The following is a 16,135-nucleotide window of genomic DNA, read 5'->3' as shown; positions in this document are numbered from 1 at the left end:
ATGAAGTGCGTAAAACATTTTCATTATATCCAGCTACGATTCGAACAATAATGATTACCATGATAATCACAATACTTTTTCTTCATTTCAAGCTAGCCCTCGATTTTTAGTTTTTTATTACATAATCCAGGTTATCATAAATAAAAAGTATCCATGTTATGTGCAGAATTTCAACTCCCTTTACTTATCCTTTATTTCTACAATTTGTTATAAATTCTGCACAAAAACTGCATATAAATCGGGTACACTTATTAAGTAAGTGGACACACCAATACTAGGAGGCTAAACGTGAAAAATAAAAAATTACTGATTGGGACTGTTCTATTCATCTCTGCAATTCTTCTCGCAGCATGCGGTGGAGGTAATGAAGACACAAGTCAAGACCAAAACGAAGAAACAAACCAGGAAGAGAACCAAGAAAATGTAAATATGGAATCAGGCAGTGACGAAAATACGGAGTCAGAATCCGGTTCTGATGAAAACATGGATCATTCCGGCATGAATCACTCCAGCTCCGGCGAAGTCCCTGATACCCTGGAAACAGCTGCTGATCCATCCTATGAAGTCGAAAGCCAAGCAATCATTGAATCCGACCATATGGAAGGAATGCAAGGTGCTGAAGCAACAATCGATGGGGCTTATAATACTACAGTATATACTGTTTCCTATACGCCAACGAATGGCGGGGAGCCAGTAGAAGACCACAAATGGGTTATCCATGAAGAACTTGAGAACCCCGGAGAGGCTCCATTAGAACCAGGTACAGAAGTTACCCTTGATGCCTCACATATGGAAGGCATGGATGGTGCAACTGCTGAAATCGACTCAGCTGAGGAAACCACTGTTTATATGGTTAGCTTCACTCCAACCAATGGCGGAGAAGAAGTGTCAAACCATAAATGGGTAACAGAAAGTGAACTATCACCAGTAGAATAGACCGTAAAAGTGTTATCAAAAAGAGCCTATCGATAGGCTTTTTTTTATAGACACAGCAGGGAAACTATTCTGGTAGTATGGCTAACCATCACATCATTCTACAGAAAAGGGTGCATACGAGATTATTATGTTCCATTTTTTCAAAGGGTTAATCTAATAAAAATGTCATCTTACCGATTAAAATAGACCTTTAGATGATGAATTTTTCTGTTTTATTGTTTAAGACGTTTGTTAAAAACAAGCCACCAAAATGATAAAAATTTTTCTAAAGGTAATTACGAGAAAATAGCACTAAGATAACTGCATTGTTGTTATACAAGTATTGTCTCCTTCAAAAGTAGATATTTCTGATTCCGCTGTTTTTCCATCATATTCAATTTTAACTTGATATGTTTTATCACGAGGTAACCATATATCGATGAATCCATTTGCAAATGATGTCATGGTTTCGTCAACTATCACATTACCATCTTCATCTTGAATATATACATCGAATTCTTTCTCCACCAGTTCCCCTTGGCAACCAGTTAGGCTATGATTGGTACAAGGGTGCGTTGTTTTAATAAACGGTGCAATCGAAACAAAAAATTCATCCGACGGAAGACCATAGGTAGTTTCTTTATTATTACTATCAGTTACAATAAGTTCTTCTGAAGTAATGGAAGCAGATACATCATCAGAATTTCCAACACTATAATCATGTACCGTTTCTTTTATATCTTTTATTTCATTTTCATTCGAAGTACTATCATCACAAGCCACCACTATTAAGATGAGCAATAATCCAATCACTGCAAGTATGCCTTTTTTCATAAATTATTCAGCCCCTATTCTATTTTTTAAAAGTGTAATTTATAAATCTTTTGAGACAAGCGATTTTTTAGACATCCTATCTCATTCATTGCTACCCTTCTATAAAGATGTTATAAATAAATCTACATACCTGTTAAAAGCCATAAAAACCAAACCACCCTGCCAAAAAGGCAGTCAGTTTAGTCATCCAATCAAAAAAGAGCGCGATTCCCATAAATATCATTACATAACCACCAATTTTCACGAGACGGATACTATGTTTTTTAATCCAATTTAATTTGCCAATAAAAAGTGATAGTATAAGAAATGGAATAGAAAATCCCAATATATAACTTATCATCATAACCATGCCAATATCCGGATTTGTTGCAGCCAAGGATAATACAATAGCGAGTATCGGTCCTGTACAAGGTGTCCAGCCTAAGGAAAAGGCCATCCCAATAATAAATGTACCAAAAAACCCACCCGGGCGATTCTTAAATGAAATCTTTCTGTCCTTCATCAAGAAATCAAATTTAAGTACTCCTACAATGACGAGACCAAAGAAAATAATTACTACGGATCCTATTTGCCTGATAAGATCCTGATATGTTAACAAGAACTCAGATATAAATGTTGTAGTAAAACCAATCATAATAAAGATACTTGAAAAACCCAATAGGAAGAAAATCGTATGTAGAAGCGCTTTTTTATTTATTTTCTTATTTTCTTCCTTTATATCACTTACACTCATGCCAGTTATATAAGATAAAAATACTGGGTAAAGAGGTAATACACATGGTGAAATAAATGATAAAAAACCTGCGCCAAAAGCAAGAAAGATGTTAATCTCAGACATAAGTCTTCACCTCCATTATCAAGATTCAAATTTAGTTTGTTTTATATAAATAGAATTAATTTCCACTGGTTTTTATGCTTCGGGAAGAATCTCCTGTAAGTATCCCTCAATACTATCTAATGTTAAACCGCCTTCAATTACTTCGGTGATTTCTCCCTCTGGGCTAATGAAAAAAGTGGTTGGCAGCGGCCCCACCTTATACAAGTCCATTACTTCTCCTGTCGTATCGTGTGGAACCGGAAAGGTAAGGTCATAGTTGTCAATAAAACGGTTAATAACTATTTCCGTTGCATCTAAACTGACTGCAACTATCTCTATTCCTTTATCTTTATATTCAGGGTAAAGATCTTGCATATAAGGCATTTCATCTTTACATGGTTCGCCCATGTGCCCCAGAAATTCAGCATAACACCTTTTCCTCTTAAATCACTCAATTGTACCGATTCTAATTCATTATTTGCATTAATCTGCTGAAGTTGAAAGTCAGGTGCCTGATCTCCGACCTGGTATATCGAATTGTCTGCCTGAAGATTTGATACTAAGGCAAAGGCTACCGCGGCCACTAGTACGGTAAGAATAGATATTCTAAAAATGAGACGATTCCTTTTTTTGTTCTTTTTTTCTTTTTTGCTTCATCCAAGCTCACAATTATCATCCTCAAAGAAGTTTGATTAAAGACTTAACCCAATGCAATGTATAATAATCAGCGCTTTTTTTGCAAACATTATTTACTAGCATAGCATAATTATGTGTAGAAACTATGAAGATTTTAAGAGGTTGCAAATTGACACAAATTATTCAAATATGTATTAGAAGATGCTATATTTAAGTATTTCTCCCGTGCAGTTATGGATTCAGTCTTAGGATTAGTGTACATATGCTGCAGATAAGGTGACGGAGCATTTGAACTCGCCAATTATGTCATTGATGTGGATTTAAAATCCTATTTTGATACGATTCCACAAGATAAATTGGAACAAAAAATAAGAAAACGAGTCACAGATGGATCTGTTATTCAACTCATCCATTAATATTCTGCATGTCTGCTTTTATTGTCGTGGTTATCCTATTTTCCAATTTACAAATAGACAGTGAACACTTCAAAGCGAGGAGAATTAGTATAGTTAATTTGTGGGTTTTAAATAGATGTCAAATATCCCCTTCTATATGATTAGTGCAAATTTTAATATGACCAGTGTGAACTATCATTAATCACACTGGCTATTTTAATAATCATTTTTTTACATGTCCAACGTTATATTACGGACCGCCAATACTTTCAGATTGAGCTTATTCCACCTTTACCTGCCCCATCATACCGTTGTCTTCATGTTCAAGAATATGACAATGGAACATATACACACCCTTATGCTTAAATTGAACAGCTATTCTAACTGTCTCATCTGGTTCTACAGAAATAGTATCTTTCCATCCCCGTTCATTTTCTGGTGGGTCTTCTCCATTTTTGGAAAGTATTTTAAATTGAGCTCCGTGAATGTGGAATGGATGAATCATCCCGCCCATCATATCCGGCTTATTGTAAATTTCCCACACTTCAGTGACCCCTTGCTCTTGTGTGAAATCAATTCTATCTGGATCAAATTTCTTTCCATTGATCATTACTTGGTCCATCATCCCAAAGAGTTCCACTTCCTTTGTAACTGGCAAGTTCATCTCTTCTTCTGTAATTGAAAAATCATTCATCTTTTCAGGAATGCTGCTATTCTTTCCACTTTGATCAGAAACCTCAAACAGTAAAAGGATAGATCCATCCTCCTCATTTATTAACGCCAACTCATCTTCTGTGTTAAGCTGTGAAAAATCAATAACTATTTCCGCCCGTTCAGATGGGGTCAGTGTAATTTCATCTAGTGTCACCGGTTCATTCAAGAAACCTCCGTCTGTTGCAACTTGCATAAAGGAATCCCCTGTATTCAATTTAAATGTGTAATTCCCCGCATTAGACCCATTTAATAGACGAAGACGAACCTTTTCTTTATTCACAGTCAACTTTGGATTTAACGTCCCATTAATCAATGACGTATCACCGATTGTTCCATCCTCATTCATTGCAGCACTGTAATTCAATTGTTTCTCATCATCAAATGTTTTATCTTGGAAAATCAAGGGAATATCATTCTTTCCATACTCATCTGGCAATCCGAGATTCTTTGAATTGTCATCTTCGATATAAATCAATCCTGCAAGTCCATTGTATACCTGTTCAGACGTTTTTCCATCTGGATGAGGATGGAACCATAGTGTTGATGCCTCTTGTGTCACTTCAAATTCGATTAACTTTTCTTCTCCAGGTTCTATAATACTATGTGGGCCACCATCTTCTTCTCCTGAAACTTCCAGCCCGTGCCAATGAAAAGTGGTTTCCTCATCTAGCTCATTTATCGTTCTTATTTTCACCGTATCACCTTTTTCAAATCGAAGCACCGGCCCTAAAAAAGACCCATTGTATCCATGCGTTTTCGTTTTAGTACCATCAAATATTTCAGTCTCTCCTTTTTGTGCTCGAACAGTGTATACAACTTCTTCTTCATTATCGCTTTCAAGCATGGAAGGCATTTTCAATTCATTTTCCCCCGTTGAATCATTTAAACTTACCACCTCATCATGACTCATATGACCGTTCTCCATTGTGTCATCATTCATAGTTGAATGATCCATTCCTTCTTCCATGGAATCAGACTCTTCTTCATTCATGTTTCCATTTGACTCATGTTCCTTATCTGCGTTTGATTCAGGTGTTGTTTCATCATTCCCTGTACAAGCCGATAAAACAAGTGCTGCAATAAAGAAGTTAAACTTATTAATAATATTTTTCTTTTCATAAACCATAACTCCCATTAAATGAATTTTTACATATTAATCAATTTCTTTAAAGGCTAAGCATTAATAGCACAAATGATGGTACTTAGTGAAATAATGATTCCTAAACAATGTAACTATATATTAAAACTTTCGAAAATTTATCAAGAAAAAGTTACTATTTGATGAAGTACATAGCTTTACGTTTGTAAAGAATTTGTGCAGTTTTTATGGAGTTTTATTATTTCAGTTTATATTAAAATTTAACGGGAAACTTATATTATGTAATCAAAAAATCACTAAAATGGAGGTTTTATTAATGGCACATGAACAGCATCAACAACTATTACAAACTTTACATGAATGTATGACAGAGTGTAATCACTGTTATGATGCATGCTTAAAAGAGGACGATATTAAAATGATGGCCGAGTGCATTCGATTAGATAGAGAATGTGCTGATATTTGTGCTTATTTAGAACAAGCAATCTCAAGAGGTACACCCTTTGTTTCTGAATTAGCTTCTGTATGTGCTACTATTTGCGAGGCTTGTGGGGATGAATGTAAAAAACATAATCATGATCACTGTCAAAAATGTGCGGATGCTTGCTATAGATGTGCAGACGCTTGCAGAAGTATCGCTTAACTAATTTTGATTGTACGAAAAGTTTACAACTTTAATTAAAAGGATTGCTCATAATTATAATAATATAGTTGTGAGCAATCTATTATTAATACAACCATTTAAGAGGCAGATAACCTATAATATATTAAGGTGATTTGATCCATTTATACCCCACACCCCAAACCGTTACGAAGTACTCGTCAATTGGAAATCCGGCCTGTCGAATCTTATCTCTTATATTTCTAACATGAGAGTCAACTGTTCTACCCCCTGTTTCCGACTCAAATTCCCAAATTAAATCAATTAATTTTTCCCGTTCAAATACCTGATTAGGGTTTTTCATTAAATGTCCAATCATCAAGAATTCCTTTGGAGTTAAATTAATTGGTTTATTCTTATAGGAAAGCTCAAATCGGGATTCATCCCATAGCAACCCGTCTATTTCAATAGTATTTGTTTTATCCCTTCTACGTAACAATGCTTCCATTCTAGCAACTAGTTCTTCTTCATTAAAAGGTTTAGTGATATAATCATCTGCACCTAGTTTCAATCCCTTAACAATATCCTCTTTTTGCTCACGGGCAGTTACCATAATGATAGGTACATCGGTAATTCGTCTAATTTCCTTGCAAAGTTCCCATCCATTCATTTCTGGCATCATAATATCAAGTAAAACGATATCAAAAACTTCTTCTTTTATAAAGGTTAGGGCTTCAATTGCTCCAAATGCTTTCTTGCAATCATAATTGTGAGGTTTTAGATATAAAGCCAATAAGTCTAACATTCGCTTCTCATCATCAATTAACAGCACTTTATTCATTACTACCTCTCCTTAACCATATAATAACACTTGTGCCTTTTTCCAATTCACTTTGCACTTCTATCGATCCACCATGTGATTCTATAATTTCTTTAGCGATCGCTAATCCTAACCCGGTGCCACCGCTTTTCCGTGACCTTGATTTTTCAACTCTGTACAAACGATCAAATATATTTGGAAGGTCTTTCTTTGGAATACCCTCTCCATTATCTGTAATAGAAATTTTGACATATTGATTCGTTTCGCTTACTTCTAATTTAACCTGACTACCTGCATGCGAATGTTTTCTCGCATTATCCAATACATTTAGCAAAACTTGTTGAAATCGTTTTGAATCGACATATGCAACTGTATCATTAGGGCAGTTGACTAAAAATGATATGTTTTTCTCTGTGTATGCTGGTCTAATGCGATCTGCTAACGATTGGATCAACTCTCCCAACACAACTTTCTCACGTTTGATATCAAACTGATTTTGATCCATTTTTGCTAATTCAAATAAGTTCTTAATTAGCACATTCAATTGTTCTGTCTCTTCACGAATAATACCAATATACTCTTCTCTATCTAAATCTGTAATATCGGGGCGGCTAATTATATCTGCATATCCTTTTATATAGGTTAATGGTGTTCTAAGTTCATGTGATATACTTGCCAGAAACTCATTTCTCTCATTTCTTAATCGATCCAAGTCTTGCGATAGTTTAGTAATTGAATTTGCCAATTCTCCTAGTTCATCTTTTCGTTCCTTAGATAACTCAATCCTATTTCTGCCTTCACTCAAATGTTCAGTTGCTTCTTTTATTTTAATTAATGGAAGTGTAATAAACCTAGACAATATAAAAATCGTAATAATTGTTAGAAGTACCGTAATGATGCCCGTAACGAAAAACTGATCACTTAATTGGTCTACAATTCTTTTAACAGTATTTGTGTGAGCAAACATAAAGACGTGACCTTGATGCGCTCCATCAATATTAATTGGACTATCTGTTACAATATATTCCTTCTCGGTCCATCGATCTTCAACAATTTCTCCCCCATTTGGCATGTCTTCATAATCAGTATGCTCCATAACATCCAGCATTTCTTCTTCAATAGGGTCAGAATTAATAAGAATATTTCCGGTTGCATCGGTGATTATAACTACATAATCAGAGGCAGATTCCATTAGTCCAACATGTTCTAATGTTGGACTTTCAAAATGATCTTCAAGTACATCACTATGGGTGTTTCCACGCGCTAATAAGTTGTCCATTACTTCTTCGATTCGATCATTGGCCAAGTTCGTATATAGTATTAAAAATAAAAAAGACTCAATGACTAAGATAAAAATGAAAAATAATAATCCAATTTTAAAAGATAGTTTATTAAACATAATGAACCTCTTTACTACCAATAGGTTAATGTATCAAAAATACCAATAAGAAGGAGTAATACCCCAGCTATCTTTTGGGTAATCGCACCAATCTTTCTGCTTTTCTTTAAAATAGCACCACTTGCTCCAAAATACCAAATTAAAAAGATAACAAGCAAAAGTGGAAGGGATGTGCCAATTCCAAATATGGAAGGAAGGATGACACCATAGGATGTTGTCATAACAACCGGCATTAATGTTAATATAAATAAAACAAACATCGTTGGACAAAAGGCTAATGTAAAACTAACTCCCAATAAAAAACTTCCAGTATAGCTATCTTTTAACCTGTCTGGAATCTTAATCATTCCAAATGATTTATTGAATTGAAACAACCCAATCATAAACAACCCAAATATAATAAGTAAAGGATCAATTGCTTTACGTAGGACTGGAAAAATTTGTGATAAAGCACTGTGAACTTCCTGCCCCAATTGCCAAATAATGATCCCAAGTGCAGAAAATACGACAATCTTCCCCAATATAAATAAGAGTACATGTAACCAGGGAACCTTATCTACTAGTGATTTATTTCCATAAATAGTAATTGCACTAATATTACTTGTAAGCTGGCATGGGGCAACTGCTCCAACTACACCTAGGAAAAAAGTGAATAGTATCGGCATATGTTCGAATCCATATGCCAGCTCATGAATTGGTCTACTTAACATACCGCTAATTTGATTAAAAAGATCAAACATATTCATTCAACTCACTATGGTTTAATTTACTTCATTCTCTAAAATTTGATCCCAGGATTCTGCACCATCTTTTGATCTATAAGCCTGACCTTTTGTGATATAGGCAGCAAACTCCTGATTATCCTGTGGATTTTGTGCAATATACATAGGCCCGTCATAAGGAGCTTCAAATTCCCCATCTTCATTACCATCATTACTACTGTATTCTGCTATATGTAATCGTTACTTGCTTTATCATTTGAACCTGTATCCCCCCTAACTATGTTGTTTTCTTTATTTTTGAGAAAGTAAATCCTCTAATATCATACAAAAAAATATCCATTTTTTGTGCAGCGTTTGTTTTTTAAATTCTTTTTAAACTGGTTTTAACCGTCCATTCTCTGATTCATCTATCTCACCTTTTGATAACCACTCCTTTAAAATCCTCAACGAACATATTTATATCCTAAAAAAACCAATAATTATCAAACCTGAAAACCAACCAGAACGTTAAAAGTTATGAACCCTCTAGCTTAATACCAGAACACAACGCACTCACTTTATTCATTTAAACATTTAATAGACAAAAAGATCCCATTAAAATAGGAGTCCACTTTCAAAACAGACAAGTTTGACTGTTTTATTAGTTCTAAGGTGTCTCGGTTCAAATGACATCCGTCACAAATTTTTTTCCATAACGGTGTTAATATATCCTGTGTTTTTCCTAAGGATGCTTGATCTAATCTTACATGCTCAAAGAATAAAATTTTCGCATTAGGTTTACTAACTCGTTGAATTTCTTGAAGAGCCTTCATCGGTTCTGGAATGGTACAAAAAACAAGCGTGGCTACAACTGAATCAAATGTATTATCCGCAAACGGAAGCTTTTCCGCTTTGACCAGATAGGTTTGAATAGGGATACGTGCTCTCTCCGTCCTTTTAAGTGCTCGTTCCTTCATCAAAGGGTTCGGTTCAATTGCATCTACCCGTGTTGCATCCAGATAGTGAGGAAAGTTCACTCCTGTACCTGAACCAACCTCCAGCACCCTTCCTACTGCCTGACTTACCAATGTTTTACGTATTTTCTTAAACTTAGTTTGTTCAAGCGGTCTCATTAACAAATCATAAATAGATGGAAACCATTTTCCCATTCTTCATTCACCTCACCTCAGGAAGAGATTTCTCCAGAACTGGACATACCATGTGACATATTACCTTGTGAATCGGATGTTGATTCCTCGCTTGTATTTTGCTCGTTTTAATCATTCACTAAAAGGGCATCATTAATGCTATCACCTATCATGGCTAACTTTTTCCAACCTTGCTTTAATTCTTTAAATAAAAAAAGCTGATTTTCCAGTCAGAAAACCAGCTTTTTTATTTTTTAGGCACTAGGCACTAACATCATAGCCTTGATCTTCAACAGCTTCTTTTAGTGTCTCAACATTTACTTTTGATTCGTCAAAAGTAACATCTACTTTGCCAGATTTTAAGTTAACTTCAGCTGCTGATACGCCATCTAATTCATTTAATGCACCTTCAACGGACATTTTGCAATGTCCGCATGTCATGCCTTGAACATCTAGCGTTTTTTGTTCCATGCTTTTTCACCCCCTTTAAAGGTTTTAGAAAAAGTTATATCTTAACTCTCTTCAAGCGAAGGGAGTTAGAAACAACACTTACAGAACTCAGCGCCATTGCAGCGCCAGCAACCCATGGTGCAAGTAAACCGACTGCTGCAACCGGGATTCCTGCTGTATTGTAACCGAATGCCCAGAAGAGGTTTTGACGGATATTTCTAATTGTTGCATGGCTGATTTTAATGGCTTTCGGTATGAGCAATAGCTCGCCACCAAGAATCGTAATATCAGCAGCTTCAATGGCCACTTCTGTTCCAGTTCCAATGGCAATTCCAATATCGGCGATTGCAAGTGCTGGAGCGTCATTTATCCCGTCCCCAACCATTGCTACTTTTTTATTCTGCAACTGAATTTCTCTTACTTTATTCGCTTTTTCTTCAGGTAATACTTGGGCTATTACTTGGTCGATGCCAACCTGCCCGGCAATGGCTTGTGCCGTTCGCTCGTTATCGCCTGTTAACATGATCACTTCTAATCCTTGACCTTGTAACTCTTTAATTGCTTGTGGCGCTGTCTCTTTAATCGTATCTGCAACCGCAACAATTCCGCGATATTTCCCATTAACAGCAATCAGCATAGCCGTTTTGCCTTGCCCTTCATACTCGGCCATTTCTTGCGCCTCATCACCAACAGTGACTAGGCGATCCTGCATTAGTTTTCGATTTCCAACAAGAATTTGATTGCCAGAGATCGTAGCTTCAATACCGTGTCCGGGTATAGCGTTAAAATTATCTACTTCATCTAAATCAATATCTTGTTCTGTTGCATAGGCAACAATCGCTTCTGCAAGTGGATGTTCGGAACCTTTTTCCGCACTCGCGAGTAACCGTAATGTCTCATCATCACCTGTAAAGTTTGTTACTTCAGGTTTTCCTTTTGTGATGGTTCCCGTTTTATCCAACACGATTGCATCTAATGCATGGGTACGTTCGAGATGTTCTCCGCCTTTGAAAAGAATGCCGTTTTCTGCACCCTTTCCTGTGCCAACCATAATGGATGTTGGTGTTGCAAGCCCTAAAGCACATGGACATGCAATCACAAGAACAGCAATCGCTGCGACTAAAGCAGGCTCAATTTGCCCAGGTTGTACAAATGAAATCCATACGATAAATGTTAGAAGGGCAATGCCTACAACGATCGGTACGAAATAGCCAGAAATGACATCAGCTAATCGTTGGATTGGTGCTTTCGATCCTTGTGCATCCTCAACTACTTTTACAATTGATGCAAGTGCCGTATCTTTGCCAACTTTTGTGGCTTCCATTTCAATCGAGCCATTTTTATTTATCGTTGAGCCAATCAAGCTAGCATCTACGTCTTTTTCAATCGGGATGGATTCCCCGGTGATCATTGATTCATCTATAGAGGTTCTACCCTTTACAAGCCTACCGTCTACAGGTATTTTCTCACCAGGTTTTACAACTAACCGATCACCTACAGCAACTTCCTCCACTGGAGTCATGATTTCCTCGCCATTTCTTATCACGCGGGCTTCTTTTGCCTGTAAATTCAGTAACGAGGATAATGCATTCGTTGTCTGGGTTTTCGCTCTTGTTTCCAAATATTTACCAAATAAAATCAACGTTATGATGACAGCACTTGTTTCAAAATACAAATGCGGATCGTACGTTGGATTTCCGATGGTCCTAAATGCTTCGAATAGACTATAGAAATATGCTGCACTCGTTCCTAATGCAACAAGCACATCCATGTTTGCCCCGCCATTACGAAGGTTCTTATATGCACCAACATAAAATTGCCAGCCGATAATAAATTGTACTGGTGTTGCGAGTGCAAATTGGAACCACGGATTCATGAATATATCCGGTATATTCATATTAAATAAATGAACCAACATGGTTACTATTAGCGGCGCAGTTAACACGGCTGAAACGATTAATTTCGTCTTCATATTTTTAATTTCTTTTTCTTTATGCGTTTGCTTTTCTTCTGCTTCCGCTTTAGGCTGTGCATCATAACCCAATTTTTTGATTTTATCAATGATTCCTTTTGTATCAACGAGTCCTGGGTTATATTCGACAGATGCCGTTTCTGTTGTTAAGTTTACATTTGCAGATTTGACACCGCCTTGCTTATTCAATACCTTTTCAATACGGGTCGAACATGCGGCACAGGTCATTCCAAAAACATCTAAATCAGTCTGTTCCATTAAAACACCATAGCCGACTTTTTCAATTTTATTCGAAATATCTTCGACGGAAGTTTTTTCTGAATCATAATCTACCGTTGCCTTTTCTGTCGTTAAATTGACCCGGGCTTCTACGCCATCCATTTTATTTAAAACTTTTTCAATACGATTGGAACAAGCAGCACAGGTCATGCCTGTTACACCAAGTGTTGCATGATTTGTTTCGGTTTCACTCATGAATGCTCCCTCCTAACTACTTGGAAAACTGCTTCAGTACACTCATTAATTCCTCAATCGTTTCCGCGCCTTCTCCTTGTTTAATCGCATCACTAACACAATGGTTGATATGTCGCTCCGTGACAGCGAAGCCTACATTTTTTAATGCGGATTGAATGGCGCTAATTTGTACTAAAATATCTACACAATAGCGATCCTCTTCCACCATTTTCTGTATTCCACGAACTTGACCTTCTATCCGTTTCAGGCGGTTAATCGTTTTTTCCTTTTCAGCTTCTGTTCTTGGGGTACTTGGGTGATCATGTAAGAATTTATCCAAATAAATCACTTCCTTTTCTTTTATACTTACACTATACCCCCGAATGGTATTATTGTCAACAAAAAACCAGGAAAAGGTTAAATTACACCTTATTCATAATTACCATACCTAGCTAGGGAGGGAGGGAGGGAGGGAGGGAGGGAGGGTATTTAGCCAAAAATACTCCCGCTCTAATCATAATGATATTAGCTATCCTACATTTAACAGCCTCTTTATTTCATCCTTATTCCTTTCAAACCCAATCATGCTTTTTGGCTTTCTCACTAACCTCAAAAGGGATGGATCAGAAAATACAAGTGCTGGTACGATTCTATTTCCCGTTATATTTATAAGATCTTTTTCTTTTGATGGTTGTTTTGCTAAATCATATTGTTTGTTCGGAATACGATGACTTTCCAAGAATTTTTTCAAATCCTGGCAATCCGAACAAGTAGGTCTCGTGTAGATTTCCAGATGATATTTAGCCATATCTCTAACCCCTATTGCTTATTCTTTTACTTCTATAATAAACTCCATGTCTTCTTCGGAAAGATCTAGCGTGATTTTACTACAATAACCTCACGCTAGAGTTTTACTTAAATAGCTGTTTAATGACATTACTTAAGCTTTTAATAGTTTTGCATTGATCGCAACAATAATGGTACTCAAACTCATCAATACTGCCCCTACTGCAGGACTTAGTACAATGCCAATGGGTGCTAGGACACCTGCTGCCAGTGGTATGGCAAAAATATTATAACCTGTTGCCCACCAGAGATTCTGGACCATTTTTCGATACGTTTTTTTCGATAAATCCATTAATGCCACAACATCGTTTGGGTTGCTTTTCACAAGCACCACATCAGCTGTTTCCATTGCTACATCCGTACCTGCGCCAATAGCAATCCCCAAATCAGCTGTTGCCAAGGCAGGTGCGTCATTTACCCCATCACCCGTCATCGCAACCTTCCAGCCTTTTGCTTGTATTTGTTTCACCTGATTCGCTTTATCATCCGGTAAAACTTCTGCATAGACTTCATCGATACCCAGTTGTTTTGCCACCCAGTTTGCTACTTTCTTATTGTCACCTGTAAGCATAATCGAATGAACGCCCTCTTTTTTTAATGATGCGATTGCTTCTTTGGCAGTCTCACGAACCATATCGGCAAGTGCAACCATACCGGCTAATTCATCCTCGACCAGTACAAATACAACGGTCTTTCCCTCTTCTGACATTTCATTAAACAACTGCTGATCGTAACTAAAATTATTATCACTTACATAACCCGGACTGACAACATTTACTTTTCTTCCATCCACTTTCCCTTGAATTCCTTTTCCTGTTATGGACTCGAAATCAGTTAAATTTCCTAAAGCAACCTCTTGTTCCTTCGCTTCCTTCACAATCCCGGTTGCTATCGGATGTTCAGAGTTTTGTTCTACAGTGGAAGCATATTTCAAAAGATCTCCTTCGTTATATCCCTCACTAGGCACGATATTAGTTACACCAAATTCACCTTTTGTCAGTGTACCTGTTTTATCAAAAACAACTGCATTCAAATTACGTGCCCCTTCAAAATTAGCACGGTTCCGGATTAACAATCCTTTTTTGGCAGAAATAGATGTAGAAACTGCTACAACAAGAGGTGCTGCGAGTCCGAGCGCATGCGGACAGGTAATAACCATAACGGTAACCATCCGTTCAATGGCAACATCAAAAGAGTACCCCAAGAGCAACCAAATAAATAAGGTCGCAAAGCCGGCAGCTAGTGCAAGGTAAAATAACCACTTAGCCGCGCGGTTCGTCAAATCCTGTGTTCTGGATTTTGATTCCTGTGCTTCCCTTACCATTGTAATAACCTGTGATAAATAGGAATCTTCCCCCGTTTTTTCAACCTGTACGGTAAGGGAGCCTTCCTTATTAATCGATCCGCCGATAACTTCATCACCTTTATCTTTTTCAACCGGAACGGATTCCCCCGTAAGCATAGATTCATCAATAGCTGAATTCCCATCAAAAATCGTTCCGTCTACAGGGATCTTTTCGCCCGGTTTTATAAGTACCCTGTCATTATTTTTCAACTCTGATAAAGGCACATCCTGTACTTGATCATTATCATCTAATCGATGTGCTTCGTTTGGCATAAGTTTCACCAGCTGTTCAAGCGCGTTAGATGCACCCATCACCGACCGCATTTCAATCCAGTGACCGAGTAACATAATATCGACCAATGTTGCCAGTTCCCAGAATAACTGATTGCCTTCCCAGCCAAATACAACCATGGTACTATATCCGTACGCTATGGTAATAGCAAGAGCAATGAGTGTCATCATTCCAGAATTCTTATCTTTCAACTCACTAATTCCACCTGTTATAAATGGCCAGCCACCATAGAAGAATACGACTGTTGATAATGCAAATAAAATAAACATATCACCAGCAAAACGCCAATCAACCCCTATAAAGGTTTGAATCATAGGCGATAAAGCGAGAATTGGAATGGTAATAATTAAAGAAATAAAGAATCGTTTCTTAAAATCTCCGATCATATCTCCATGATCATGATGCCCATGACCTCCGTGACCGCCATGGTCATGTCCCCCATGACTACCATGGCCATGCGCATGACTTTGATGACTGTCATGGGTATGTTCTTCACCATCATGATGGTGATGGTCATGGTTATGGTGGTTGTGTTCGCTGTGCTTATGTTTTTCGTCTTCATGTTTTGCCATTAATATCACTCCTTCTAAATTATTTTGTTTGTCCTTCCATATGTTGCACAAATATCCATTCCTTATTTCTACTATATCATACTATACCTATGTAGGGTAATTTTAAAACTGAAAAGAAAAACTATC

At 36.9% G+C, this 16,135-nt stretch carries 15 protein-coding genes and 1 pseudogene; 2 read left to right on the top strand and 14 right to left on the bottom strand.

Translation table 11 applies throughout. The features are described 5' to 3' along the window. Positions 1-288 precede the first annotated feature (288 nt). The gene (locus KFZ58_RS04220; RefSeq protein ID WP_235793589.1) at positions 289-936 is read left to right on the top strand and encodes a YdhK family protein; all 648 of its coding nucleotides are present in this window, start codon (positions 289-291) and stop codon (positions 934-936) included. 291 nt (positions 937-1,227) lie between these two features. Here the strand turns inward: KFZ58_RS04220 and KFZ58_RS04215 are convergent, their stop codons facing one another. From KFZ58_RS04215 to KFZ58_RS04200, 4 genes and pseudogenes are all read right to left on the bottom strand, one after another. Further along, entirely contained in the window at positions 1,228-1,749 is a 522-nt protein-coding gene (locus KFZ58_RS04215) for a CueP family metal-binding protein (RefSeq protein WP_235793588.1), read from the bottom strand. Positions 1,750-1,882: 133 nt separating this feature from the next. After that, complete coding sequence (locus KFZ58_RS04210; RefSeq protein WP_235793587.1) at positions 1,883-2,587, bottom strand: cytochrome c biogenesis CcdA family protein; 705 nt, start codon at positions 2,585-2,587, stop codon at positions 1,883-1,885. 72 nt (positions 2,588-2,659) lie between these two features. Further along, a pseudogene (gene resA / locus KFZ58_RS04205) lies at positions 2,660-3,180 on the bottom strand (thiol-disulfide oxidoreductase ResA). A 697-nt stretch (positions 3,181-3,877) separates the two neighbouring features. Next, on the bottom strand, positions 3,878-5,446 hold the full coding sequence (locus KFZ58_RS04200) for a multicopper oxidase family protein (RefSeq protein ID WP_304956818.1): 1,569 nt from the start codon (positions 5,444-5,446) through the stop codon (positions 3,878-3,880). Positions 5,447-5,726: 280 nt separating this feature from the next. Here KFZ58_RS04200 and KFZ58_RS04195 point away from each other — a divergent pair, with 280 nt between their 5' ends. Next, entirely contained in the window at positions 5,727-6,053 is a 327-nt protein-coding gene (locus KFZ58_RS04195; protein WP_235793586.1) for a four-helix bundle copper-binding protein, read from the top strand. Between the two features lie 124 nt (positions 6,054-6,177). On the opposite strand, the gene KFZ58_RS04190 is transcribed toward KFZ58_RS04195, so the two are convergent. The 10 genes from KFZ58_RS04190 to KFZ58_RS04150 form a co-directional block, all read right to left on the bottom strand. Next, positions 6,178-6,852 carry a response regulator transcription factor gene (locus tag KFZ58_RS04190; RefSeq protein WP_235793585.1) on the bottom strand — a complete coding sequence of 225 codons (675 nt, stop codon included), beginning with the start codon at positions 6,850-6,852 and terminating at the stop codon, positions 6,178-6,180. Next, positions 6,845-8,230, bottom strand: a complete 1,386-nt coding sequence (locus tag KFZ58_RS04185) for a sensor histidine kinase (RefSeq protein ID WP_235793584.1) — start codon at positions 8,228-8,230, stop codon at positions 6,845-6,847. Before KFZ58_RS04185 ends, KFZ58_RS04190 begins: the two co-directional genes overlap by 8 nt. 14 nt (positions 8,231-8,244) lie before the next feature. After that, positions 8,245-8,970 (bottom strand): cytochrome c biogenesis CcdA family protein, encoded by a 726-nt coding sequence (locus tag KFZ58_RS04180; RefSeq protein ID WP_235794656.1) that lies wholly within the window; start codon positions 8,968-8,970, stop codon positions 8,245-8,247. Positions 8,971-8,991: 21 nt separating this feature from the next. Further along, positions 8,992-9,117: a hypothetical protein gene (locus KFZ58_RS19130; protein WP_255695048.1), complete on the bottom strand. Its 126-nt coding sequence runs from the start codon at positions 9,115-9,117 to the stop codon at positions 8,992-8,994. Between the two features lie 392 nt (positions 9,118-9,509). Next, the gene (locus tag KFZ58_RS04175; protein WP_235793583.1) at positions 9,510-10,100 is read right to left on the bottom strand and encodes a class I SAM-dependent methyltransferase; all 591 of its coding nucleotides are present in this window, start codon (positions 10,098-10,100) and stop codon (positions 9,510-9,512) included. 240 nt (positions 10,101-10,340) lie between these two features. Beyond that, positions 10,341-10,550: a copper chaperone CopZ gene (copZ, locus tag KFZ58_RS04170; protein ID WP_235793582.1), complete on the bottom strand. Its 210-nt coding sequence runs from the start codon at positions 10,548-10,550 to the stop codon at positions 10,341-10,343. Positions 10,551-10,584: 34 nt separating this feature from the next. Next, the gene (locus KFZ58_RS04165) at positions 10,585-12,975 is read right to left on the bottom strand and encodes a heavy metal translocating P-type ATPase (protein WP_235793581.1); all 2,391 of its coding nucleotides are present in this window, start codon (positions 12,973-12,975) and stop codon (positions 10,585-10,587) included. A 16-nt stretch (positions 12,976-12,991) separates the two neighbouring features. Further along, positions 12,992-13,294, bottom strand: a complete 303-nt coding sequence (locus tag KFZ58_RS04160) for a metal-sensing transcriptional repressor (RefSeq protein ID WP_235793580.1) — start codon at positions 13,292-13,294, stop codon at positions 12,992-12,994. A 189-nt stretch (positions 13,295-13,483) separates the two neighbouring features. Next, a complete protein-coding gene (locus KFZ58_RS04155) occupies positions 13,484-13,762 on the bottom strand; it encodes a glutaredoxin family protein (RefSeq protein ID WP_235793579.1) in 279 nt (92 codons plus the stop codon). A gap of 132 nt (positions 13,763-13,894) precedes the next feature. Then, the gene (locus tag KFZ58_RS04150) at positions 13,895-16,009 is read right to left on the bottom strand and encodes a heavy metal translocating P-type ATPase (protein WP_235793578.1); all 2,115 of its coding nucleotides are present in this window, start codon (positions 16,007-16,009) and stop codon (positions 13,895-13,897) included. Positions 16,010-16,135 lie beyond the last annotated feature (126 nt).

The sequence above is a fragment of the Virgibacillus sp. NKC19-16 genome (assembly GCF_021560035.1).
Classification (GTDB): domain Bacteria; phylum Bacillota; class Bacilli; order Bacillales; family Amphibacillaceae; genus Virgibacillus_L; species Virgibacillus_L salidurans.
Note: the sequence above shows the minus strand (reverse complement) of the source record. Positions and strands in the feature narration are given on the sequence as shown.